Raw genomic sequence first — 21796 nt, 5'->3', positions numbered from 1 at the left:
ACCGGCCAGATGACGCGCGGCCCGCACAGCACGCTCACCTCCGCCTGCGGCCGCCCTCGGGCTCACTCGCCCGTGATGTCGACACTGACGTGCGCGGACAGTGCGCGCAGGAAGTCCTGCGCGTCGAAGATCGCACCGGCCGAGGCGACACCGGCCCCGCGGGTCCGTCCCGTCAGGATGCGGTCGACCGCCTCCACCGCGAGCGGCGCGGTGACGGCGTAGATGTCCCGCCCTCTCGCCACGGCACGCCGCTCACGACCGCCGGAGCGTACGACGACGTCGACGAGGAAGGTCTGCGCCGACCGCCCCCGCTCGTCCGTCGCCGCCGGGGCGGGTGCGTCCGGGTCCACCACGTCGCGGGCCGCCTCGACCGTCATGTAGGTGCGCACCTCGGGGATGGACAGGTGGCTGGGGAGGGTGATGACGTCCGCCATCGTGAACTCGCCGATGACCGCGCGGGGACCGGTCGGGGCGGGGAACGCCCACTCCAGGGCCGGCGGTTCGTCATGACGGTGTTCCAGCCGCCCGTTCGTGTACACGATGCGTGCGCTGCCCCGCCGCTGCCGGGACACCGCGCCCGCCGCCCGCGTACCGGCCGTGGGGTGCCAGCTATTCAGCCCGTACGCGATGTGCGCCTCGTCCGCCGCCGTCCAGTCGCCCATCGCCGCGGTGGCCAGCAGGTCGCCGAGGCCGCCGTAGAAGGCCATCGCCGGGACGATCACCGCGCCCGCCGCCCGCGCGCGGTCGGTGAAGTGCGTGAACGTGTCGGCGTTGGCCTCGATCTCGGCCGCCACGTCCACGTAGGGAATCCCGGCCCGCAGAGCCGCCTCGATCAGGGGAGCGGCGGTCACGGCGAACGGCCCGGCGCAGTTGACCACGGCGGCCACGCCGGCCAGGGCGCGGTCGAGGGCGGCGGCGTCGTCGACGGGCGCCGGCCGGACATCGAGCCCCGGGCCGGCGGCCGCCCGCAGCTTCCCGGCGTCGCGGCCGGAGAGGACGGGGACGAATCCGCGTTCCAGCAACTCCGCCACTACGAACCGTCCGGTGTGCCCGTACGCCCCGTACACGGCCACCCTCTGCCCCGCTGCCATGCCGCTCTCCTCCGCTTGAACGATCGACTGCGCTCATCCTGTCGTCCGTGGTGCACGCCCGTGAGTGTCGGGAACGACACCACCCGTACAATTCCGGACATGAATCCGAGGGCGGGGACGGTCGCACTGGCGGTGACCGAGGGCATGCTGCACTTCGAACTGTCCGTGGCGTACGAGGTGTTCGGCTCCGCTCCGGACGCGGTGCGCGGACCCTGGTACGACGTGGCCGTCTGCGGCCCGGCTGCCGTACGGGTCGGCCGCTTCCTGCTGGAGCCCGACCACGGCCTGGACCGGCTGGCCCACGCGGACACGGTGATCGTCCCCGGGTGGGCCGACGTCGACGTGAGTCCGCCCGCCGACCTCGTGCACGCGGTGCGCGCGGCGCACGCGGCGGGAGCGCGCGTCGCCTCGCTGTGCACCGGGGCGTTCGTGCTGGCCGCGGCCGGACTGCTGGACGGCAGGCGCGCGACCACGCACTGGGCGCACACGGCCGCGCTGGCCGCCCGCCATCCCGCGGTCGAGGTCGATCCCGACGTGCTCTACGTCGACAACGGCAGCGTGCTCACCTCCGCCGGCAAGGCCGCCGCGCTGGACCTCTGCCTGCACCTCGTCCGCCTGGACCACGGTTCGTCGGTCGCCAACACGGTGGCCCGGCGCCTGGTGGTGCCGCCGCACCGCGACGGTGGTCAGGCTCAGTTCGTGACCACCCCGTTCCCGGCGCCGGGCCATCATCCACTCGCCGGCCTCCTGCCCTGGGTGCTGCAGAACCTGGACCGTCCGCTGACCGTCGAGGACCTGGCCCGCAAGGCGCGGATGAGCTCACGCCACCTCAGCCGCCACTTCCGGTCACTGACGGGGTCCACTCCGCTGCAATGGCTGCTGACCCAGCGGATCCGCCTCGCCCAGGAGCTGCTGGAGACCACCGACGGCACCGTCGACGCCATCGCGGCGGCCACCGGCATGGGCACCGCGACAACGCTGCGCCGGCACTTCAGCCACCGGGTCGGCGTGCCCCCGGACACCTACCGCCGCACCTTCCGTCGCCGCAGCGGCTCCCCCGGGTCGGCGCCGCCACACACTGTCCGGTGCGCTGACAGCTGATGCCTGCCGGGGGCGACGAAGGCGCTGCCTGCCCTGCGCCGAACCGATCCGGCACCGGCGCCCCTTGAACCTGACACCGGTGTCAGGGTCGACCCTGCGGGCATGACGACCGACACCACGTCACCCGCCGTAGGGGTGCGCAGCCCCCGACTTCCCCTGGCCGCCCTTCTCGCGCTGGCCACCGCCGTCTTCGTCACCAGCCTCACCGAGACCCTGCCCGCGGGACTGCTGCCCGCGATGAGCGCCGGACTCGGCGTCGGCGAGTCGGCGGCCGGACAGGCGGTGACCGTCTACGCCGTCGGGACGGCCCTCACCGCGATCCCGCTGGCGGCGGCCGCCTCCGCCTGGCGCCGCAAGCGGCTGCTGCTGACCGCGATGGCCGGCTTCGCCGTCGCCAACACGGTGACCGCCGTCTCCGCGGACTACCCGCTCACCATGGTGGCCCGGTTCGTCGCCGGCGTGGCGGCCGGACTCGCCTGGGCCCTGCTCGCCGGATACGCCCGTGGCCTGGCCCCCGCCGAACTGCGCGGCCGCGCGGTCGCGGTGGTGATGACCGGCATCCCCGTGGCCCTCTCGCTCGGTGTACCCGCGGGCACCTACCTGGGTGAACTGCTGGGCTGGCGCTGGGAGTTCGCGCTGATGACGGCGGTGACCGCCGGACTGCTCGGCTGGATCGCGCTGCTGGTGCCGGACCGGCCCGGACAGCAGCGGACGGCACGTGAACCGGTGCTGCGCGCCCTGGCCGTGCCCGGGGTCGCGCCGGTCCTCTTCGTCACGCTGGTCTTCGTGCTCGCGCACACCGTGCTGTACGCCTACATCGCCACGTTCCTCGACCGGTACGGCATGGGCGGCTCGGCCGGCGCGGTGTTGCTGGTGTTCGGCGGGGCGTCCCTGGTGAGCATCTGGTACGTCGGCGCCCGCATCGACCGCCGGCTGCGCGCGCTCAGTGTGGCGGCCGTCCTGCTGGTCGCCGGGGCGGCGGCCGTGCTGGGCCTCTTCGCGGACGTACCGGTGCTGGTGTACGTCGCGGCGGGGCTGTGGGGCCTCGGCTGGGGCGGTGTGCCGACGCTGCTGCAGACCGCCGCGGCGGAGGCGGGCGGCCCGCGTGCCGACGCCGCGCAGGCGATGCTGGTCACGCTGTGGAACGCGGCGATGGCGGCCGGCGGGGTGCTCGGCGGGGTACTGCTCGACCGGTTCGGGGCGGGCGCCTTCCCCTGGACGGTGCTGATGCTGATGGCGCCGGTGCTGGCGGTGGTGGCGGGAGCGCGCCGGCACGGTTTCCCTGCCGGGTGACAGCCGGACACCCGCCCGCCGGCGGCCCTCGACTCGCCCGGCACACCGGACGCTTCGCGGCCGGGCGCCTCTTACCGGGGCGCCGCCGCCGCGTCCAGCAGGGGGCCCAGTTCCTCGACGACCGTGTGGAGCGCGCGGGTGTCGCGTTCGCTGCGGGCGAGGAGGATGGCCCCCTCGAGAGCGCTGATCATCACGGTGGCGAGGGAACGGGCGCGGTCCGCGGGCACCCGCATACCGGTGAGCCCCTCGGCCACCGCGCCGGTCCACGTGGCGAACGCCCCGGCCGTCGCCTCGCGCGTCGCCTGCCCGGCGGCCGAGCAGTCGACGGTGGCGGCGGCGACCGGGCAGCCCGTGGCGAAGCCGCCGCTCTCGTACTCGTCGATCCACTGGCGGGCCATCGCCGCGAACAGCCCGCTCGGCGTGGGGTCGTCGAGCTGCGCGAGGAAGCGGGGCACGCGCCGGGCGGCGTACCGGCCGGCCCAGCCGACGGCCTCGTTGACGAGCTGTTCCTTGCCGCCGGGGAAGTAGTGCTGGAGCGAGCCGCGGGGCGCCTCGGCGTGCGCGGCGACGTCGCGCATCCCGGTCGCGGTCACGCCGTCGCGCCGGATGAGCTGGGCCGCGCTGAAGACCATCCGCTCCCGTGGTCCCGGTCCGGACCCCGCCATCTCCGACCTCCTGACACCGTCGCCGAGCCTGTGCCCAGGGTAGGGCCGGACGACCGGCTATGACGACGGTCATGGAGCAGCGCTACTATGACGACTGTCATAGCGAGTGGGCAGGAGGGTGGACGCATGCATGTCGGCTTCATCGGTCTCGGCGTCATGGGGCAGCCGATGGCCCTGCGCCTGGCCGCCGCCGGGATCCCGCTGACCGTGTGGAACCGCACCCCGGCCCGCGCCGAGCCGCTGCGCGCGGCCGGCGCCACGGTGGCCGCGGACGCCGGCGAGGTGTTCGCCGGGGCCGGCACCGTGTTCCTGATGCTGGCCGACGAGGGGGCCGTCGACGCCGTACTCGCCCGGTACACCGAGGAGTTCACCGCGCGCGTGGCCGGTCGGACCGTCGTCCACATGGGCACCACGTCCGCGGAGTACTCCCGCGCCCTGGAGGCGGACGTGCGCGCGGCGGGCGGCCGCTACGCCGAGGCCCCCGTCTCCGGATCGCGGGTACCGGCCGAGCAGGGCCGCCTGGTGGCGCTGCTGGCCGGCGAGGAGGCGGCCGTGTCCGCCGTACGGCCGCTGCTGGCGCCGATGTGCCACCAGACGTTCGTGTGCGGTGCCGCCCCGAACGCGCTGCTGATGAAGCTGTCGGTGAACCTCTTCCTGATCACCCAGGTGACCGGGCTGACGGAGGCCTTCCACTTCGCCGGGCGGCACGGGCTGGATCCCGAGCTGTTCCTGGACGTCCTGGACGCCGGGCCCATGGCCAGCGCGGTGTCCCGGATGAAGGCGCCCAAGCTGCTGGCCGGGGACTTCGCGGTGCAGGCGGCCGCGCTGGACGTCCTGAAGAACAACCGGCTGATCGCCGAGGCCGCCCGCGCCCGGGGGCTCGCCTCCCCCCTCATCGACGCCTGCCACACGCTGTTCGAGGAGACGGTGGCGCTCGGACACGGGGGCGCGGACATGGTCGCCGTGCTGCGCGCGATCGAGGCGCGGACGGAGACTCCGGCCGAGAGCTGATCGGCCGGCGCCGTCAGCCGTCGTTGGCGCCCTTGGGGATGCCGTACGCCCGCTCCACCGGCAGTCGCAGGACCAGGCGGCGGTCGCGGACCATGGCGGCGCGGTAGTCGTCCCAGTCGGGGTGCTCGCCCGCGACGGCGCGGTAGAGGCGGATCAGCTCCTCCACGGTCTCGTCGTGAGGGTCCTGCGCCACCGGCGTCAGGTCTGCCGTCGCCTCGACGACCGTGTAGGCCCAGCGGTCGGCGCTGGTGACGTGGTACGACGCGCGCGGGTCCCGGCGCAGGTTGCGCGTCTTGGCGCGGTCGTCGGTGAGCGAGATCCGGACGACCCGCTCGTCGGGGTCGTAGTGGTGGCTGACGTTCGACAGCTGCGGGCGTCCGTCGCGCTTGAGGGTGACCAGCACCCCTCCTCGCTGCTCGGAGAGGAGGGCGAGCAGCGCGTCCTGTGTCGTGTCATGAGTCATGTGGGGACAACTCGCGGGAGGCGCGGCCCATTCCCGCTCGGTAGACAGTGTCTACGGCAGCCTGGTAGACACTGTCTATGACTGCTGCCGAACCGGCCGATCTACGGACCCGACTCGTCGACGCCGGCGTGGACCTGGTTGCCCATGAGGGCGTCCAGGCACTGACCCTGCGGGAGATCGCCCGGCGTGCCGGCGTCTCGCACGGGGCGCCGCGCCGCTGGTTCCCCACCCATCTGGAGCTGCTGTCGGCCATCGCCCGCCGCGGCTTCGGCGACCTGGCGGACCGGGTCGCGGCGCTGGACACCGCGGGCTCACCACGCGCCGGCGTCGAGGAACTCGCCCGTCTGTACCTGGAGTTCGCCCGGGACAACCCCGGCATGTACGAGCTGATGTTCCGTCACGACCTGCTGGAGAGCGGTCGTCTGGGGCTGCGGGAGACCAGCCTGCCGCTGTTCGGCGTGCTCGTGGACCTGGTGGGCCGGGCCCGGCCGGACGCCGACGCCCGCACGGTCGCGGCCGCACTGTGGGCGAACCTGCACGGCATCGCCCAGCTGTGGCGCTGGGGCAGCCTTCAGCTCGCCACCGGCAGCGAGGACGTCACCGTGCTGCTGCGCGGCGCGCTGGACGCCCACCTCGGCTCCGGGAGGACCCGGTGAAGCGGTGGGCCGCCCTGACGTGCAGCATCGCGGGTGCGGTCGTGGTGGCCCTGGACGGCACGGTCCTGACCGTCGCCCAGCCCGCCCTCGGCGCGGACCTGCACGCGTCGGCCGGCCAGGTGCAGTGGACCACCACCGGGTACCTCATCGCGGTGGCCGGCCTGCTGGTGGCCGCCGGGCGGATCGCCGACCTGTACGGGCACCGGCGCGTCTTCGCCGTCGGCATGCTCGGCTTCGGCGCGGCCTCGGCGGGGATCGCGGCGGCCCCCGGCGTGGGCTGGGTCGTCGCGCTGCGGATCGTCCAGGGCGTCTTCGGGGCCCTGCTCCAGCCCGCCACCCTCGGCATGCTGCGCGCCGCCTACCCACCGGACCGGCTGCGCCGGCCGCTCGCCGCGCGCACGGCGGCCATCGGCCTGGCGGCAGCGACCGGACCGCTGCTCGGCGGGGCGCTGACGACGGCGGTGGGCTGGCGGGCCGTGTTCCTCGTCAACGTCGTACCGGCTGCGGCGTTCGGGCTGCTCGCCCTGGCCTGCGGGCAGCCGGGAGCGCCCCGCCGAGAGCACCCGGCGCCCCGCCCCGACCTGCCCGGCGCCGTGCTGCTCGCGCTCTGCCTGGCCGGTTCGGTGCACGCCCTCGTCGCGCTCCCGGCGTCCGGGTGGACGCCGGCCCGCGCGCTGGAAGCCGCGGGGGCCGCGGGGGCGGCACTGGCCTTCGTCCGCCATGAGCGTCATACCGCCGACCCGCTGGTGCCCGCCGACGCGGTCGGCGCGGCGGGCGTGGGCGCCGCGCTGGGCATGCTGGTGGCCGCGTCGGCGGCCCTCCAGGGCGCCCTGTTCACCTGCGTCTACGTCCTCCAGCGCGACCTCGGCCTGGATCCGCTGCACTGCGCGCTGACCGCCCTGCCGCTGGCCGCGCTGATGATCCTGGCCGCGCCCGGCTGCACCGTCGCGCTGGGCCGGGCCGGTGCCCGCCGCACGACCGCTGCCGCGCTGGCGGCGCTCGCGCTGGGACTGCTGGTCCTCGCCCGCGCCACCGGCCCGCTCGTCTTCGGTGCCGGGTTCGCGCTGCTCGGCGCCGGTTTCGGCACGGTGATGGTGGCGGCCACCCACGTCGTCGTACGACAGGCGGCCGCGCGGTCGGCCGGGGTGGCGGGCGGCCTGCAGCAGACGGCGCTGAACCTCGGCCCGGTCCTGGGCGTGGCCACCGCGACCACCCTGTGGGGCCTGGCCGGATCGCGGGCGCCGCTGTTCGCCCTGGCCGCGGTGGCGGCGGTCGCCGCGGTGGCGGCGCGGGGCCTGCCGGGGCGGGACACAGAGCCAGGGGCAGCGGGGGCGGAGGCGGAGGCGAAGGCGAAGGCGACCGGAACGCGTCCCGCCGCTTCCGTGCGGCGGTGACGTCTGACGGCTCGCGGGTGGGGTATGCCGGTGGAGGGGCCCGCGGCGACGAAGGACACGCGATGGCGATGCTGCGACAAGAGGTCGAGCCGGGTGAGGCCGGGCTGGACGCGACGGCGCTGGACCGGCTCGACCGGCATGTCGTCCGCCTCGTCGAGGAGGGCCGGCTGCCCGGGTTCCTCGTCTGCGTCGCACGCGGCGGGCGCGTCGCGCACCTCACCTGCCACGGCCTGCGCGACATCGCCGCCAAGGCGCCGGTCGAGCCGGACACGCTGTGGCGGATCTACTCCATGACCAAGCCGGTCACCGCGGTCGCCGCGCTGCTGCTCGTCGAGGAGGGCCGGCTGGCGCTCGACGACCCACTCGAGCGGTATCTGCCCGCGTTCGCCGCGCCGCGCGTGTACGTGGGCGGCGAGGGGACGGACGTGCGGACCCGGCCGGCCGCCGGGCCCCTGCTCATCCGGCATCTGATGACCCACACCGCCGGTCTGACCTTCGGCTTCTACCACACCCACCCGGTGGACGCCCTGTACCGGGCGGCGGGCCTGGAGTCGTCGGTGCGGCCGGGCTCCGACCTCGCGGAGACGATCGAGCTGTACGCGAGCCTGCCGTTGCAGTTCGACCCGGGCACCCAGTGGAACTACTCGGTGGCCTCCAACGTGCTCGGCCGGGTGATCGAGGTGGTCTCCGGGCAGCCGCTCGATACGTTCTTCACCGAGCGGATCTTCCGCCCGCTCGGCATGACCGGCACCGGCTTCCAGGTGAGCGAAGAACAGGCGGGGCGGCTGGCCGAGTTGTACGGCGACGCGGACGACGGCGGTATCACGCCGATCCCCGGGCTGCCGGTGCGCGGACGGCCCCGGTTCCTGTCCGGCAGCGGCGGCCTGGTGACGTCCGCGCCCGACTGGCACCGCTTCATGGAGATGCTGCGCCGCCGCGGGGAACTCGACGGCGTACGCCTCCTCGCGCCGCACACGGTGGCGGAGATGACCCGCAACCAGCTGCCGGGCGGCGCCGACCTGAGGTCCTTCGGCAGCCGCCCGGCCCACGACGAGCGCGGCAACGACGGCGTCGGTTTCGGCCTCGGCGTCTCCGTCGTCGTCGACCCCGCCCGCACCCTGGCACCGGCCGGGTCCGGCACCTACGGCTGGAGCGGGGTGGCGACGACGACGTTCTGGGTGGACCCGGGCCGGGAGCTGACCGTGCAGTTCCTGACCCAGCTGCGGCCGGGGCGCTCGCTGCGGCTGTTCCCGGAGCTCAGACGGCTCGTCCACGAGGCGGTCACCGACTGAGTCGGGACCGGCTCACGACCAGTGGGCCACCGCGTCCAGGTGCGGCAGATGGTGGTCCATCCGCTCCCGCTTGGTGCGCAGATAGGTGATGTTGTTCTCGCACGGCGGGATCAGCAGCGGCACCTGCTCGGCCACGCCGACGCCGTGCCGTACCAACGCCTCGCGCTTGAGGGGGTTGTTGGACATCAGCCGCACGGAGTCCACGCCCAGGTCGCGCAGCATCGCGGCGGCCACGCCGTAGTCGCGGGCGTCCACCGGCAGCCCCAGCGCCAGGTTCGCCTCCACGGTGTCCAGGCCCTCCGCCTGCAACGCCATCGCCCGCAGCTTGGCCAGCAGTCCGATGCCCCGGCCCTCGTGGCCCCGCAGATACAGCACGACGCCGCTGCCCTCGGCGACGACCGCGCGCAGTGCCGCGGCCAGCTGGTCGCCGCACTCGCAGTGCCGGGAGCCGAACGCGTCACCGGTGAGGCACTCCGAGTGCAGCCGGGTCAGGACGTTCTCGGTGCCGAGGTCTCCGTGCACGAGCGCGACCTGCTCCTCGCCGCGGTCGTGGTCCAGGAAACCGATCGCCTGGAACATTCCGTACACCGTCGGCAGCGGGGCGCTCACGACGCGTTCCACACCCGTGCGCCGGTCCTGCTTCTCGCCGAGGACGCCGAGGGGCGCCGTGCTGTTCTCTGTCATGATCTGATTCCTCAGCTCCGTACGAAAGGCCGTGAAAACATGAGTGGTTCGGGCTCGGTGACAGCGGGAGACGGTCCGGTGCCGGCGGGTCACGGTCTGCTGCCCGCGGACACCACGGAAGACGTACGGGCGCGGGCGGCGGACGGTTCAGCACGGGTCGCCGTCCTTCCCGTCGGCAGCCACGAACAGCACGGCCCGTACCTTCCGCTGGCGACGGACACCCTCGTCGCCTGTGCGATCGCCCGGGAGATCGCCGCCGCGTACCCGGTGCAGCTCCTGCCGCCGGTGACGATCTCCTGTTCGCACGAGCACGCCGGCTGGCCGGGCACCGTCAGCATCTCCGCGGTGACGCTGCACGCGGTGGTGAGGGACATCGCCGCCTCGCTGCGCCGCTCGGGCGTCGAGGCCCTGGTCGTCGTCAACGGGCACGGCGGCAACTACGTGCTCGGCAACGTCGTCCAGGAGGCCTCCGCGCGCGGCGAACGCATGGCGCTCTTCCCGGCCGCGGAGGACTGGGAGGCGGCCCGCGTGCGGGCGGGGGTGGCCACATCGCTGCTCACCGACATGCACGCGGGAGAGATCGAGACGTCCGTTCTGCTGCACGCTCACCCCGAATTCGTCCGGCCCGGTTACGAGTCCGCCGACGTCGTCGCCGACGACCGCCGTCATCTGCTCACCGTGGGCATGTCCGCCTATACGGCTTCCGGTGTCATCGGCCGTCCCTCCCTGGGCTCGGCGGACAAGGGCGGAGAGCTGCTGGCGAGCCTCGCGGACTCCTTCGGCGCATACTTCGCACTGCTCACGGGAGCCGCCGAGGAGTAGCCGCGGGCGGGCAACGCCAGCGCGCCCGGCAGGGCGGCCGCGAAACACAGCACGCCGTAGACCACCGCGACCGCCAGCCCGGTGCCCGCGCCGAGCCCGGCGGCACCGAACGCCCACGCGGTCACGCCCTCCCGCGGCCCGAACCCGCCGACGTTCAGCGGCAGTCCCATCGCGAGCAGGGCCAGTACGGCGAGCGGCAGCAGCGCGACGACGGAGGCGCCGGGCGCGGCGGCCCGGGCGGCGAGGGCGAACGTCGCCAGGTGTCCGGCGAGCACGACGGCCGAGGACAGCAGCACACCCGGCCCGTTGCGCCGGGACAGCAGCCCCTCGCGGGCCTCCGCCAGCACCGCCCGCAGCGCACGCGTGTGCCGGGCGGGCGCCCCCGGTGCGCGGTTCATGCGGACGGCGAGGACCACGGCCAGCGCTCCGACGGCGGCGAGCGCGGCGAGCGGGACGGCGTGCCGTACGTCGCCGCGGACCGGGGAGGGCGCGACGAGCAGCACCAGCAGCCCGGCCACGGTCAGCACGACCTGCCCGGCGGTGCGTTCCAGGACCACCGCGCGCACGCCTCGTCCCATGTCACCGGCGCTGCGCCCGTGCCGCACCGCGCGGTGCACGTCGCCGAGGACACCGCCGGGCAGGGCGGCGTTGAGGAACAGCGCGCGGTAGTAACCGGCGAGAGCGGTGCGGAAGGGAAGCCGGATGCCGAGCCCACGGGCCACGAGCGACCAGCGCCAGGCACTGCACGCCGTGGTGATCCCGCCGATCCCGACGGCCGCGGCCAGCGTCGGCATGTCGATCCTGCGCAGCCCGTCGAGAAACGCCCCGGTCCCCAGCCGCCAGACCAGCAGCCCGAGGATGAGCACCCCGGCGAGGGTGCCGAGGTGCCGGCGGAGGGAGGCCGACCGGCGGGCGGTGGGGGGCGTCGGCATACCCCGGACGGCCCCGGCGTGACCGGCACGTCCGGTTCCGGGCCCCGGGGGCGGCGGGCCGGGTGTCCCGCCCGCCGGGCGGAGGTGAGGCGCGCCTGTGCCGGAGGCGGACTCGGGGCGCGCGTCGGCCGAGCCGTCGTGGCCGGTCGCCGTACCGGAGCCGACCGAGCTGTCGTGCACGTTTTGGGTCCGCGGGCCGGCCGAGTCGTCGAGGCCGTTCCGGGTCTCCGAGCCGACCGATTCGTCGCGGCAGCTCCCCTCCGCCCATCCGGCCGCTCTCGGGGCCGGGACTGCGGTGCCCGGGCGGCGCGCCGTCGTAGCGGCGGGACCGGTACCGGTCGAGGCGATCCGCCCGGTCACGGGCCCCGCGGTGTCCGCCTCGGGCATCAGGACACCGGCCGCCGTGGCGGACGTCGCCCCGACGCGATCGGCGGCCGGGCGCCCCGTTCCGGCCCTCATGACGTGCCGCCGCTCGGAGCGGCCAGGGCCAGCAGGTCGCTGTGGTGGACGATCGCGCGCAGCTCCCCCACGGCCAGGGACGCGAGCCGGGCCGCCAGATAGGTCCCGGCGCGCTCGGCAAGCTCCGGCCGCTGTTCCAGGGCGGCGCCGACCCAGCCGCGCAGCCACTGCGCCGTCAGCTCGGGGTCGGCGGACCCCAGATGCCAGGCGCTCGGGCGGACCCGCACGGTGGCGCCGTACGCGGCGAACGCCTCGCAGGCCGCGGTGACCGCGTCCGGGCCGAGCAGACCGGTGCGCCGCTGGTGGTCGTTGAAGGCGGCCGTGATCTCCGCGTCCAGTGGATCCCCCGGGGTCAGCTCCACGCGCCCGGCGACGGAGAGCGTGAGCAGCGCCGGACAGCCGGCGCCCGCGCACGCGGCGGCGAGGGCGTCGATCTCGTCGCGGGTCAGCACGTCCAGCAGCGCGGACGCGGTGACCAGGCCGGCACCCGCCAGCGCGTCCGGCGTGAGCCGGGCGACGTCGCCGCGACGGGTCTCCACGGTGACCCGGCTGCCGTCGGCGGCGGCGCGCGGGGCGCCGGCCGCCGCGAAGTGCAGCAGGTAGGGGTCGCGGTCGTGCAGCACCCAGTGCTGGGCGCCGTCCAGCCGGGGCGCCAGCCAGCGGCCCATCGAGCCGGTACCGCATCCCAGGTCGTGCACGACCAGGCCGCCGGAGCGTCCGGGCCGGTTGGCGAGCCGGATGCGCAGCGGGTCCAGCAGATCGGCGGCGCGCGCGGCCGCGTCGGCCGGCTCCCGCAGCCGCAGCCACTCGGGCGCGTACCGGGCCGGTTCCTCGGGAGCACCCGGCCGCAGCCGTACCGTCTCCCGCTCCCCTCGCCGGGTCACCGGCCCGGCGCCCGGAATCACCACGGACGTGCCCCCGGCCGCCTGGGCCGGCGCGGCCTGAGCGAGCTGCCGCACCGCCGGAGCGGGCGCACCGGGAGTCGTCTGCTCCTCGCGCGGAACGCGGCCGTCCGCAGCGGCCGTGGGCCGCGTCATGACGGCCTCCCCGACGGGGCCGGGAGCCTGCCCAGGACGGCGGCCAGGCGCTGGGCCGTCGTCCCCCAGCCGCTCAGGGCGGCCCGGCGGGCGCGCGCGGCCGTCCTGAGGCGGCGGCGCAGCTCCGGGTCGCCGAACCAGGCGCGCAGGGCCGTGGCGAGGGCGGCGGGGTCGTCCGGGGGGACGAGGAGGCCGGGGCGGGTGCCGTCGGGGGCGCGGCCGAGCGCCTCGGGCAGTCCGCCGACGTCGGTGGCCAGCACCGGGACCCCGCGGGCCAGGGCCTCGGTGACCGCCATGCCGTAGGTCTCGCCGGCGGAGGCCAGGACCATCAGGTCGGCGGTGGCGTAGGACGCGTCGAGGGCTCCGGCGGTGCGCGGTCCGGTGAGGGCGACGCGGTCGTCGAGGCCGTACGACCGGATCGCCGAGCGGACGCGGGAGACGTAGGCCGGGTCCTGGGTGACCCCGCCGACGAGTTCGCAGTGGAAGGGCAGGCCGGCGACCGCGGCCAGGGCCTCCACCAGCCGGTGCTGGCCCTTGCGCGGGGTGACGGCGGCGACGCACAGCAGGCGGGAGACGCCGTCGGTGCCGGGCGCGAGGGGCGCTATGTCGGCGCCGGGCGCGGCGACGTGCACGGCGTCCGGGGCGAGGCCGTGGTGGGCGACGAGCCGGCGTCCGGCCCACGCGCTGGTGGCGATCACGGTCGGTACGGCGCGCAGCACCGCCCGCTCCCGTGCGTCCAGGTCGGCGGCGACGGCCGGGTCGAGGCCAATCTCGTCGCCGAGGGGGAGATGCACGAGGACGGCGAGGGACAGCCGCCGCGCCGCCGGGACGACGACCTCGGGGACGCCGCAGGCGACCAGTCCGTCCAGCAGGACCACCGAACCGTCGGGTATCTCCCGCAGGGTGCGGTCCAGTGCGGCGCGGGCGCCGGCGTCAGGGCGGGGCCAGGCGCCGGCCACCAGGTGGGCGTGCGGCTGCCAGCCGAAGCCGGGCAGGTCCAGGCCCACGCGCCGGTCGTAGGCGTTGCCGCCGCTCGGTGCGGCCGGGTCGTCGACTCCGGCCGGCATCACGAAGTGCGCGGTGCGCAGGGACATGGGGATGATCCCGCCGTCGGTCGGGGATACGGGCTGCGCGGGTATGTGGGCGAGCCGCTTCGTCCGCGTCGTCGTGCCGGTCACAGCGCACGCTCGTAACTCGCCCACGCCACATGCGACTCGTGGAGGGTGACGGAGAGGCCGGCGATGCCCCGGGCGCCCTCGCCCAGCGCGCCCTTGTGGATGCGCTCGGCGAGGCGGTCCGCTATGACCTTGGCCAGGAACTCCGTGGAGGTGTTGATCCCGGCGAAGTCGGGTTCGTTGTCGAGGTTGCGGTAGTTCAACTCGCCGACGACGGCGCCCAGTTCGCGGGTGGCCAGACCGATGTCGACGACGATGTTGTCGTCGTCCAGCTCCTCGCGCCGGAAGGTGGCGTCCACCAGGAACGTCGCCCCGTGCAGGCGCTGCGCGGGGCCGAAGACCTCACCGCTGAAGCTGTGGGCGATCATGATGTGATCGCGGACGGTGACACTGAACAACGGACGACCCTCCAGGTGCGGCGCGTCGGTTCCCCGGCCGATGGCCGCCGGGGATGCCGAGTAATACGGCTCATGTCTCCCCCGCGTTCAGCCTCTCCTCACCCTTTTCGCTCAGGTCAGGCGCTCGGATCGGGATACCGGATCCGGTGGCACAGCGCCGGCACCTCCCCCGACGCGAGCCGGGGCAGCGCCTCGGGCAGCTCCTCGAAAGCGGACTCGCCGGTGACGAGGGCGTCGAGGGCGGGATCGGCGAGCAGGTCGAGGGCGAGCGCGAGCCGGTCGCCGTAGGAGCGGGAGGCACGGGCCGGGGAGACGGTGCCGACCTGGCTGCTGCGGATCGTCAGGCGCCGGGAGTGGAAGGCCTCACCGAGCGGGAGACGGACCGTGCGATCGCCGTACCAGCTCAGTTCGACGACCGTGCCCTCGGGGGCGAGGAGTTCCAGCGCCCGGGTGAGGCCCTGCTCGGTGGCACTGGCGTGCACGACGAGGTCGCACCCGCCGAGCGCGTCCGCGGGCGCGGCGAAGCCGACGCCGAGCGCCTCGGCGGTGCGGGCGCGGCCCGGGTCGGTGTCCACCAGCTGGACGCGGACGCCCGGGAAACGGGCGAGCAGGGCGGCCACCGAGCAGCCGACCATGCCCCCGCCGACCACCGCGATCCGGTCCCCGACCAGCGGCGCGGCGTCCCACAGCGCGTTCACGGCGGTCTCCACGGTGCCGGCCAGCACGGCCCGGTGGGCCGGCACGTTCTCGGGGACGACGGTGAGGGCGTCCGCGGGGACGACGTACCGCGTCTGGTGCGGGTACAGGCAGAAGACGGTACGGCCGGTCAGCTCCGGCGGCCCCTCCTCCACCACGCCGACGTTGAGGTAGCCGTACTTCACCGGGCCGGGGAAGTCGCCCTCCTGGAACGGCGCGCGCATCGCCGCGTGCTGACTGACGGGCACCCCGCCGTGGAAGACGAGGGTCTCGGTGCCGCGGCTGACCCCGCTGAACAGGGTCCGCACCACGGCCTCCCCCGGCGCGGGGTCCGGCAGAGTGACGTCGCGGATCTCGCCGTGCCCGGGCGAGCGAAGCCAGAACGCGCGTGCTGAACGGCTCATCGGCATCCTCCTGAACGATCGGAAGGCGGTGCACGTACCGGGATGTGCACAGGCCGCGCACAGTACGCGGCGTTGATCGACTCTGTCACTCGGCCGGAGGGTGTTCGGTGGCCCTGAACGACATGTATGCAGCCAGGCCCGTTCAGCAGGAGCCGGCGGTGGGCGCAGGCGTCCAGCTGGTGTTGCTGGGCCTGCTCGGCGCGGCGATAGGTCTGGGGCCGGTGGGGTGGCTGACCGGGCTCGTCTTCGCCGTCACCAGCTGGGCGGTGCTGTCGCGGGCCCTGCACCGTTCCGGTCTGGACTCCTTCGGCCCCGCGAACCGTGTCACGCTCGGCCGCGCCACTCTGGTCGGCGGAGTGACCGCGTTGGTCGCGGACTCCTTCGAGAGCGCGCCGCCGGTGACGCTGTTCGTCGCGCTGACGGCGGTGGCGCTGCTGCTGGACGGCGTGGACGGCAAGGTGGCCCGCCGCACCGGCACCACGACGGCGCTCGGTGCGCGCTTCGACATGGAGGTCGACGCGTTCCTGATCCTGGTGCTCAGCGTGTACGTGGCGCTGGACTTCGGCCCGTGGGTGCTGCTGATCGGCGCGATGCGCTACGTGTTCGTCGCCGCGGCCCGCGTGTGGCCGTGGCTGACCGCCCCGCTCCCGCCGAGCACCGCCCGCAAGACGGTGGCCGCCCTCCAGGGGATCCTCCTGCTGCTCGCAGCCTCCGCCCTGCTGCCGCAACCGGCGGGCGCCGGGGTGGTACTACTGGCGCTGGGGCTGCTGACCTGGTCCTTCGGCCGGGACGTGGTGTGGCTGTGGCGAAGCACGCACAGCGTGCCGGACACGGTCCCGGTGCACGCGGAGGAACTGGACCTCGCGGCCCGCTGAGCGCGATGTGTCCGGTCGCTCAGACCCGGCGTGGCAGCAGGGCGAGCGTCGCCAGGGGTACGCAGGCCGGCACGAGCCAGGCCGTCCTCCCCATCGCCGGCTCACCAGCCCGGATACCGCTCCCACCAGTGCGGGTCCCACGCCGGTACGTACTCCATGCCGCTGGGCGAGTCGTCGAGTTCCAGGGTCATGTCGCGGGCCAGGGTGTCCAGGACCCAGGCCAGTTCGTGACGGGCGATCAGGTCGGTGGGCAGCGCCTCGACCCCGTGGACGGCGCCGAGCAGCGCGCCGGTCACGCACGCGACCGAGTCGCCGTCCGGGGCGCCCGCGGCGAAGGTGAGCGCGGCGCGGATGTCGGTGCGGGCGGGGAAGGATGCGGCCGCGTAGACGGCGCCGAGCAGGGCCGCGGGCGCGGTGGGGTCCGGGGCGAGGCCGGCCAGGTGGCCGGGGTGCGCCGGCTCGTCGACCGCGCGGCGCAGGGCCGCCGTCAGCAGGGCGTGCTCCTGCTCGGTCACCGGGCGGTTCTCGGCCGGGAGGGCGGTGAGACCCGTGTGCAGGGCTTCCCGTACGGCCTCGTCGGGCCGCACCGGCGTATGGGTCAGGCAGTGGCGGGCGAGGTGGACCGCATGCGCGGTGGCGCTCTGCGCGGCCGGGTCGCCGTGCGTGAGGGCGGCAAGCGCGGCGGCCTGGGCGATGCCCGCGGGGCCGGTGGCCGCGACCGGGAGCGTCCGGGTCAGCGCGTGACAGCCACGGCTCGCGGTGGCCATGCCCGGCTCGCCCTGCTCGATCCGGGACAGGGCCGTCACCGTCGCCGGTGCGCTGCCCCGCCGTTCGGCCAGCGCGGGCACGCCCGCGAGCCAGCCGTCCGGCCAGGGCTGGTGGTCGTACGGGTTCCAGCGGCGCCGCATCGTCTCGCGGGCGATGCCCTGCAGGTGGGCCCAGCGGCTGTAGGCGTGCAGGACCACGCCGGGCGCGTGGCAGATGCCCTTGTGGTGGACGCGCACCTGGGCGCGGATGATGCCCTCGGCCGTGAAGCAGGCCAGTTGGGTGCTGACGCCGGCGGGCAGCGGACCGCCGGCGGGCAGCCTGCCCCGCGCCGCCCCCAGGGTGTCTCCGATCGCCAGGCCGAGCATCAGCCCGCGTACGCGGGACTGCCGGGCGAACAGTTCCCTCTGGGGGTCCTTGGCGTGGGGCAAGGCGGCGCGCCTCTCTTTCTTCGTGGGGAGAGCCGACGGCGGCGTCAGAGGCCGGCCCGCTCCAGCAGCACGGGCAGGGCCTCCGGCTTCACCTTCTGCACCGACCGCACCTGCCCGAGCCCCAACTGCTCGCGGCTCACCGGGTCACGGGACAGCGCCTTCGTCGCCTCGGTGAGCAGCGTCGCGGCGACGAGGTAGGAGACCTCGGGATCGTCGGGGTCCTGCCAGGGTTCCTCGTCGACCTCGCCCACGGCGCAGACCGCCGCGTCCGGGTGGGTGAAGAAGAACCAGAGCCGGTCCCCGGGCTTCATACGGTTACGGCGGCTGAGCCAGAGATCCAGTTCGGGGTCCTCCTCGGCCAGTTGCCGGATCGTCTCCGGGTCGGTCGGTTCACCGTCCAGCATGTCCAGTTGAGGATTGAGGATGTAGATCCAGTCCGCCACGGCTCTCCCCTCGATCAGAACGCCCGGTCCGCGACCGCGCGCACGCAGCGCCCCATGGTGCCAGGCGGACGGCACTGGTGCGAACTTGGTTTCGAAGACCGGACATCGGCCGGGGCCTCGGCACCGGTCCTCGGCCGCCGACGCACGGCCACCGGCCCACGGCCCACGGCCCACGGCCGCAGCGTACGGCCGCCGGTGCAACCGCTCCGGACAGCCGTACGCCCACCATGCGTGCCGCATCCTTGACGGGCGGGCCGTCGGCGGCCCTCCCCCGGCCAAGGGGAGGGCCGCCGGCCGTGCGCGTCACGCCGGCGCGTATCCCGTCGGCCGGGTCGTGAAGGTGCCGCGGCCCTGGGTGCGGCTGCGCAAGCGGGTGGCGTAGCCGAACAGTTCGGCCAGCGGCACCGTCGCCGTCACCACCGCCGCGCCGCCGCGGGTGTCCGACCCGGTGACCCGGGCCCGGCGCGCGGCCAGGTCGCCGAGGACCGCACCGACCGCGTCCTCGGGCACGGTCACCGTGACCTCGGCGACCGGCTCCAGCAGGAGCATGGCGCAGCCGCGCAGCGCCTCGCGCAGGCCGAGCCGGCCGGCGGTGCGGAAGGCCATCTCCGAGGAGTCCTTCACATGCGTGGACCCGTCGGTGAGCGTGACCCTCAGGCCCGTCACCGGATGCCCGGCGAGCGGGCCGCCCTCGGCGAGCGCGTCCCGGCAGCCGGCCTCGACCGCGCGGACGTACTCCTGCGGCACCCGGCCGCCCACCACGGTGGACGCGAACGCGAAGCCGGTGGTGCCCGGTCCGCCCGGCAGTGGTTCGACGTCGAGCACGACGTGCGCGAACTGGCCCGCTCCGCCGTCCTGTTTGACGTGCCGGAAGACGACACCGGTCACGCCGCGGGAGACCGTCTCGCGGTGGCTGACCCGCGGGCGGCCCGTGGTGATCTCCAGCCCGTGCGCGCGGCGCAGCTTCTCCGCCGCGACCTCGAGGTGGAGTTCGCCCATGCCGGACAGCACGGTCTGGCCCGTCTCGGGGTCGGTGCGGACCACCAGGGACGGGTCCTCCTCGACCAGCCGGGCCAGCGCGGCCGACAGCCGTTCGGTGTCGGTGCCGCGACGGACCTCCACGGCCACCGAGACGACGGGTTCGGCCGCGCCCGGCGGTTCGAGCACGATGGGCGCGCCCGGCGCGCACAGGGTCGTGCCCGCGCGGGCGGTCTTCAGGCCGACGACGGCGACGATGTCGCCGGCGCCCGCCCGCTCGACCGCCGCGTGCCGGTCGGCCTGGACGCGCAGGATGCGGCCGACGCGCTCGGTGCGGCGTGCTGTGGCGTCCCACACGGTGTCTCCCTTCTCCAGCGTTCCGGCGTACACGCGCAGGTAGGTGAGGCGTCCGGTCGCCGTGGCGGTGACCTTGAACGCCAGGGCGGTGAACGGGGCGGCGGGGTCGGCGGGGCGCTCCTGGCCGTCCTGCGTGCCCCGGACCGGCCGCCGGTCGGCCGGCGAGGGCAGGTAGGCGACCACGGCGTCCAGCAGCGGCTCGATACCCCGGTTGCGGTAGGCGGAGCCGCACAGCACAACCACGCCGTCACCGCTGATGGTCAGGTCCCGCAGGGCGGTGGAGAGCGTCCGTGCCGAGAGGGTCTCCCGGTCGCAGAACTCCTCCAGCGCCGCCGGGTGCCGCTCCGCCACGGCCTCCTCCAGCGTCCGGCGCCGCCGCCGGGCCTCGTCGAGGACCGCGTCCGGAACCGGTCCCTCGTTGACCGATTCGCCGCCGTCGGGCCAGGTCAGGGCGCGCATTCGGACCAGGTCGACGACTCCGGTGAAGGCGTCCTCCGCACCGAGCGGCAGCTGCACCACCAGCGGCGTGGGGTGCAGCCGCGCGCGGATGGACGCCACGGCCGCGTCCAGGTCGGCGCCCGCGCGGTCCATCTTGTTGACGAACGCGATCCTGGGCACGCCGTGCCGGTCGGCCTGCCGCCACACGGACTCGCTCTGCGGCTCGACACCCGCCACCGCGTCGAACACGGCGACCGCGCCGTCCAGCACCCGCAGCGAGCGCTCGACCTCGTCGGCGAAGTCGACGTGGCCGGGGGTGTCGATCAGATTGACGCGGTGGCCGTCCCAGGCACAGCTGACGGCCGCGGCGAAGATGGTGATGCCGCGGTCGCGTTCCTGCGGGTCGAAGTCGGTGACGGTGGTGCCGTCGTGCACCTCGCCGCGTTTGTGCGTGGTGCCGGTGGCGTACAGGATCCGCTCGGTGACGGTGGTCTTGCCGGCGTCGACGTGGGCGAGGATGCCCAGGTTGCGGACGGCGGTGAGCGGGTGGGTGAGGTGACGGTCGAGTGCGGTGCGCACGGCCCTGTTGCCTTTCGGTGGGATGCGGTGCAAGAGCAGCGCGATTCCCCCACGACGCAGAGAGTTGACGGAACGTCAGATCGTCAGATTCGCGTCGCGGGCTTCCGGTGCCGGCCGCGCAGCGGGCACCGGACGGCACGAGACACGAGGATCACCTCGTAACGGGCGCGGGAAGCGGCGGCAGCGGTGCGGTCACGCATGGCCTGCTCCTCTCGCTCGTCATAGGCCGTGGCGGCGCGCCGCACAGGGCGTGCGGCGCGCGATGTGTGCCGAGTCTAGGGAGACGGGTGTGGGCCAGGCATCCGATTTACCGTCAGCTACCCGTGGACTCCGCGGGCTTGTAGAAGTGGGCGCGTACCCGGCGCAGCCAGGCGTCGGCCGCCGACTCGTCGGGCCGCTCGGGCAGGGCGCTGGGCGTGGTCGCGAAGGCGTCCTCGTAGTGCCGCAGCAGCGGCTCCGCGGCCGACGGGTCGGCGGCGACCCGCTCACCGAAGGCGTGGTAGGCATCGGGGTCGTCGACGCGGACGGTCAGCGCGCCGGTCGCGTACAGCTCGAAGCCCTGCACGCACAGCCGCCGCAGGTGCCGGGCGTGCTTGGCGACCCGCGCGGGCGGGGCGGTGCCCTCGGACCGGTTGACGAGCTTGCGGAACTGCTGGGTGGCGTAGCCGAGATAGGCGTCGCGGACCCGTCGGGCGCTGAGCAGGGAGGTGCGCAGGGCGATGAGTTCGTCGCCGAGCGGGGTGCGCACCTCGTACAGCTCGTCCGGCAGCCACACCAGCTCCATGACGGTCGGGTTGCCGCCCAGGGCCAGCCGGCACCACTTGGCCGCCTCGTGCAGGGTGCGGTCCGGTGCGGTGGAGACGTAGGAGTCCTGGGGCTGCCGCAGGCCGTGCAGTTCCTCGGTGGGGGCGGCGAACAGGCCGAGCCGGTCGATGTCGGAGCCCTCGCGGGCCAGACCGTACGCGGTCGAGCCGACGATGCCGGACAGCAGGACGTATCTCTCGCTCACAGGTCCCCCCGGTGGTGGTGCGGTCCGCCATCATGCCTCGCACAACCGTTCACCGGCCTCGCATTTTCCGATCGCGCGGAGGTCCTGCCGGTCACGGTGCGTGCCCGCCGCGACACCTGGCGCGACCGGCCCGGTGGGGCGGAGAGAGGACCGGACGCTGCCGGCGTGACCGCTCAAGAAAAAAGACCCCTGCGATGCAGGGGCCTCACTGGTGTCCGAGGGGGGACTTGAACCCCCACGCCCGATAAAGGGCACTAGCACCTCAAGCTAGCGCGTCTGCCATTCCGCCACCCGGACAAGGTGTCTGTCGCTCGGCGGGAGCTTCCCCGCGGCGACGAGGACAACCAT

Annotated in this window: 20 protein-coding genes, 1 tRNA gene and 1 pseudogene; 8 read left to right on the top strand and 14 right to left on the bottom strand. The window is 74.8% G+C overall.

Translation table 11 applies throughout. The annotated features are described in order from the left end of the window. Positions 1 to 62: 62 nt before the first annotated feature. Positions 63 to 1091 carry a saccharopine dehydrogenase family protein gene (locus tag ACF1GV_RS10615; protein WP_391679068.1) on the bottom strand — a complete coding sequence of 343 codons (1029 nt, stop codon included), beginning with the start codon at positions 1089 to 1091 and terminating at the stop codon, positions 63 to 65. Between the two features lie 99 nt (positions 1092 to 1190). On the opposite strand from ACF1GV_RS10615, the gene ACF1GV_RS10610 reads away from it, so the two are divergent. Together ACF1GV_RS10610 and ACF1GV_RS10605 are read left to right on the top strand one after the other, a co-directional pair. After that, positions 1191 to 2192 (top strand): helix-turn-helix domain-containing protein, encoded by a 1002-nt coding sequence (locus ACF1GV_RS10610; protein WP_391679069.1) that lies wholly within the window; start codon positions 1191 to 1193, stop codon positions 2190 to 2192. Between the two features lie 102 nt (positions 2193 to 2294). Then, entirely contained in the window at positions 2295 to 3485 is a 1191-nt protein-coding gene (locus ACF1GV_RS10605) for an MFS transporter (RefSeq protein WP_391679071.1), read from the top strand. Between the two features lie 71 nt (positions 3486 to 3556). Here the strand turns inward: ACF1GV_RS10605 and ACF1GV_RS10600 are convergent, their stop codons facing one another. After that, the gene (locus ACF1GV_RS10600) at positions 3557 to 4150 is read right to left on the bottom strand and encodes a TetR/AcrR family transcriptional regulator (protein WP_391679074.1); all 594 of its coding nucleotides are present in this window, start codon (positions 4148 to 4150) and stop codon (positions 3557 to 3559) included. Positions 4151 to 4276: 126 nt separating this feature from the next. On the opposite strand from ACF1GV_RS10600, the gene ACF1GV_RS10595 reads away from it, so the two are divergent. Beyond that, positions 4277 to 5161, top strand: coding sequence for an NAD(P)-dependent oxidoreductase (locus ACF1GV_RS10595; RefSeq protein ID WP_391679075.1), 885 nt, complete (start codon positions 4277 to 4279; stop codon positions 5159 to 5161). 13 nt (positions 5162 to 5174) lie between these two features. Here ACF1GV_RS10595 and ACF1GV_RS10590 read toward each other — a convergent pair whose 3' ends face one another. After that, positions 5175 to 5624, bottom strand: coding sequence for a PPOX class F420-dependent oxidoreductase (locus ACF1GV_RS10590; RefSeq protein ID WP_391679077.1), 450 nt, complete (start codon positions 5622 to 5624; stop codon positions 5175 to 5177). Positions 5625 to 5701: 77 nt separating this feature from the next. On the opposite strand from ACF1GV_RS10590, the gene ACF1GV_RS10585 reads away from it, so the two are divergent. The 3 genes from ACF1GV_RS10585 to ACF1GV_RS10575 all read left to right on the top strand — a co-directional run bounded on the left by ACF1GV_RS10585 (position 5702) and on the right by ACF1GV_RS10575 (position 8966). Then, positions 5702 to 6280 carry a TetR/AcrR family transcriptional regulator gene (locus tag ACF1GV_RS10585; RefSeq protein WP_391679079.1) on the top strand — a complete coding sequence of 193 codons (579 nt, stop codon included), beginning with the start codon at positions 5702 to 5704 and terminating at the stop codon, positions 6278 to 6280. Further along, positions 6277 to 7674 carry an MFS transporter gene (locus ACF1GV_RS10580; protein WP_391679080.1) on the top strand — a complete coding sequence of 466 codons (1398 nt, stop codon included), beginning with the start codon at positions 6277 to 6279 and terminating at the stop codon, positions 7672 to 7674. The genes ACF1GV_RS10585 and ACF1GV_RS10580 overlap by 4 nt, the downstream gene beginning before the upstream one ends. A gap of 62 nt (positions 7675 to 7736) precedes the next feature. Next, positions 7737 to 8966 carry a serine hydrolase domain-containing protein gene (locus ACF1GV_RS10575; RefSeq protein WP_391679081.1) on the top strand — a complete coding sequence of 410 codons (1230 nt, stop codon included), beginning with the start codon at positions 7737 to 7739 and terminating at the stop codon, positions 8964 to 8966. 12 nt (positions 8967 to 8978) lie between these two features. On the opposite strand, the gene ribA is transcribed toward ACF1GV_RS10575, so the two are convergent. Then, complete coding sequence (gene ribA, locus ACF1GV_RS10570) at positions 8979 to 9650, bottom strand: GTP cyclohydrolase II (RefSeq protein ID WP_391679084.1); 672 nt, start codon at positions 9648 to 9650, stop codon at positions 8979 to 8981. Positions 9651 to 9689: 39 nt separating this feature from the next. On the opposite strand from ribA, the gene ACF1GV_RS10565 reads away from it, so the two are divergent. Further along, entirely contained in the window at positions 9690 to 10472 is a 783-nt protein-coding gene (locus ACF1GV_RS10565) for a creatininase family protein (protein ID WP_363261816.1), read from the top strand. Positions 10473 to 10573: 101 nt separating this feature from the next. Here the strand turns inward: ACF1GV_RS10565 and ACF1GV_RS10560 are convergent. From ACF1GV_RS10560 to ACF1GV_RS10540, 5 genes and pseudogenes are all read right to left on the bottom strand, one after another. Beyond that, a pseudogene (locus tag ACF1GV_RS10560) lies at positions 10574 to 11404 on the bottom strand (lysylphosphatidylglycerol synthase transmembrane domain-containing protein); the annotation flags it as partial. A 455-nt stretch (positions 11405 to 11859) separates the two neighbouring features. After that, the gene (locus tag ACF1GV_RS10555) at positions 11860 to 12900 is read right to left on the bottom strand and encodes a methyltransferase domain-containing protein (protein WP_391679085.1); all 1041 of its coding nucleotides are present in this window, start codon (positions 12898 to 12900) and stop codon (positions 11860 to 11862) included. Beyond that, entirely contained in the window at positions 12897 to 14078 is a 1182-nt protein-coding gene (locus tag ACF1GV_RS10550) for a glycosyltransferase family 4 protein (RefSeq protein WP_391679087.1), read from the bottom strand. Before ACF1GV_RS10550 ends, ACF1GV_RS10555 begins: the two co-directional genes overlap by 4 nt. Next, the gene (locus ACF1GV_RS10545; protein ID WP_363261819.1) at positions 14075 to 14473 is read right to left on the bottom strand and encodes a 6-carboxytetrahydropterin synthase; all 399 of its coding nucleotides are present in this window, start codon (positions 14471 to 14473) and stop codon (positions 14075 to 14077) included. The genes ACF1GV_RS10550 and ACF1GV_RS10545 overlap by 4 nt, the downstream gene beginning before the upstream one ends. Positions 14474 to 14589: 116 nt before the next feature. Continuing rightward, positions 14590 to 15573 (bottom strand): zinc-binding alcohol dehydrogenase, encoded by a 984-nt coding sequence (locus tag ACF1GV_RS10540; RefSeq protein WP_391679089.1) that lies wholly within the window; start codon positions 15571 to 15573, stop codon positions 14590 to 14592. A 107-nt stretch (positions 15574 to 15680) separates the two neighbouring features. On the opposite strand from ACF1GV_RS10540, the gene ACF1GV_RS10535 reads away from it, so the two are divergent. Beyond that, a complete protein-coding gene (locus ACF1GV_RS10535; protein ID WP_391679091.1) occupies positions 15681 to 16448 on the top strand; it encodes a CDP-alcohol phosphatidyltransferase family protein in 768 nt (255 codons plus the stop codon). A 101-nt stretch (positions 16449 to 16549) separates the two neighbouring features. On the opposite strand, the gene ACF1GV_RS10530 is transcribed toward ACF1GV_RS10535, so the two are convergent. From ACF1GV_RS10530 to ACF1GV_RS10510, 5 genes are all read right to left on the bottom strand, one after another. Continuing rightward, complete coding sequence (locus ACF1GV_RS10530) at positions 16550 to 17644, bottom strand: ADP-ribosylglycohydrolase family protein (protein ID WP_391679094.1); 1095 nt, start codon at positions 17642 to 17644, stop codon at positions 16550 to 16552. 44 nt (positions 17645 to 17688) lie between these two features. Further along, positions 17689 to 18087, bottom strand: coding sequence for a hypothetical protein (locus ACF1GV_RS10525; RefSeq protein WP_363261823.1), 399 nt, complete (start codon positions 18085 to 18087; stop codon positions 17689 to 17691). Positions 18088 to 18390: 303 nt separating this feature from the next. Further along, entirely contained in the window at positions 18391 to 20439 is a 2049-nt protein-coding gene (fusA, locus tag ACF1GV_RS10520) for an elongation factor G (protein ID WP_391679096.1), read from the bottom strand. 313 nt (positions 20440 to 20752) lie between these two features. Beyond that, on the bottom strand, positions 20753 to 21448 hold the full coding sequence (locus ACF1GV_RS10515) for a DNA polymerase beta superfamily protein (protein ID WP_391679098.1): 696 nt from the start codon (positions 21446 to 21448) through the stop codon (positions 20753 to 20755). 209 nt (positions 21449 to 21657) lie between these two features. Continuing rightward, positions 21658 to 21745: transfer RNA gene (locus ACF1GV_RS10510), tRNA-Leu, on the bottom strand. Between the last annotated feature and the right edge of the window lie 51 nt (positions 21746 to 21796).

The organism is Streptomyces sp. NPDC014006, assembly GCF_043088925.1.
Lineage (GTDB): Bacteria > Actinomycetota > Actinomycetes > Streptomycetales > Streptomycetaceae > Streptomyces.
Note: the sequence above shows the minus strand (reverse complement) of the source record. Positions and strands in the feature narration are given on the sequence as shown.